The organism is Bartonella sp. TT29SHDZB (assembly GCF_042193395.1).
Lineage (GTDB): Bacteria > Pseudomonadota > Alphaproteobacteria > Rhizobiales > Rhizobiaceae > Bartonella.
On record NZ_JBHILQ010000089.1, the window covers coordinates 1 to 1362 of the forward strand.

Below are 1362 nucleotides of genomic sequence, written 5' to 3' on the forward strand. Positions count from 1 at the left end.
AGGGCAAGATATAAGCTTTGCGGCAGGTATGGTAGCTGGTGTCCCGGCTGAAATATACGATACGGTTGATGGTTTTTGGCAACTAGCCAAACATCCCAAAGAGACTTTGAAAGCGCTCAAAGATTTTTTCAGCAGTGGTGAGATTTTGGCGACAATTGGTCGGACCCTTGGACAGTCCTATGTAGATCGCATTAATAAAATGGAGGAGGAATATGAGCGAGCTGGTGCTGGTGGTTCCTTTAATGCTGGACTTGAATTTGGAAAATTATTGACTGAAACAGCATCCCTAATGACAGGAGTTGCTGGAGCAGCCAAGGGAGGCATAAAGCTTGGCGCAAAGGCTCTGGCTAAATTCGCTGCTAAGACTGAAGCAGCAGCTGCAAAAGCAGAAAAGGAAGTTGTTCAATCAGTTGGAAAAATTGGCTCTGAAGACAGTGCCAAAGGCGAAAAGATCAAAGATCCGCAGACAGGAAATAAAAACAGAGAACATCATGACAAAAAACGTGATAAGGACAAGCAAGAATTAGAAAACAAGGAAGAATGTACGGTATGCCAAAAAGAACCCTCGTTTAAGGCTGAGGTGAAGGGAGCTGAGTTTGAGAGTGATATGTTTGGAAGAAAACCACTTGAAAAAAGATCTCGTCCTGATCTTCTTTATATAGAAAATGGTGAATTAAAAATTAGAGAAACAAAAACAGGTGATTCCAAGCTTACAGAAAATCAAAAAATTTTGAAAGAAGCCTATAAAACAGGAGATGCAAAACCCACGGGAGATGTTATTAGAGAGTTTCTTGAGGAACACAAAGAAAAGCTAAATAAATATCAGGAAGAACTCAAAGAATTTATAGACGAAAAGAAACCAACTCAGAAACAACTGGATGATTTTAAGAAAGATTGGGCTAAAAACCAATTAGGTAGGGAGTGGGGAAGACCTATCGAATATGAAATTAGCCGTCATACAGGTCGTTTAGAAGAACTTGTACAGGGACAATAAATGAAGATACAAACCAAAGACGTAACAGAAATTTTAAAAATACTGGGCTGGGAACCCTATCGCGATGAAGTGGGAGACACTTTCGCGCATTATCATCTTCCTGACCGCATTGTGGGCATAGGCTATGATATAAAAAATTATGGAGAGAGCGGCAAAGAGTTCCGGTTATCGGCTAAACTCACTACTGCTTCCTATTGCCTTGCTCGGGAATATTCTAGAGGTGAAAAATCACAGCGTAAATATGAAGATGTGCTGTTTTACGCGAAGGAGGATTTTAATGTTAAACCTTCAGATCTTTCCGAAAGCCATATTAAGGACGCTCTAAATAGAGTGATTGCATGGGCGCAAGCACAGGATATTGAAAAAAA

The 1362-nt window shown here is 40.4% G+C and carries 1 protein-coding gene and 1 pseudogene; both read left to right on the top strand.

Annotated elements, in window-relative coordinates:
* A pseudogene (locus ACFIJJ_RS09720) lies at positions 1 to 994 on the top strand (hypothetical protein); the annotation flags it as partial.
* Positions 995 to 1362, top strand: a 368-nt coding sequence (locus tag ACFIJJ_RS09725; protein WP_375646799.1) for a DUF6990 domain-containing protein, incomplete at its 3' end; no start/stop codon positions are given.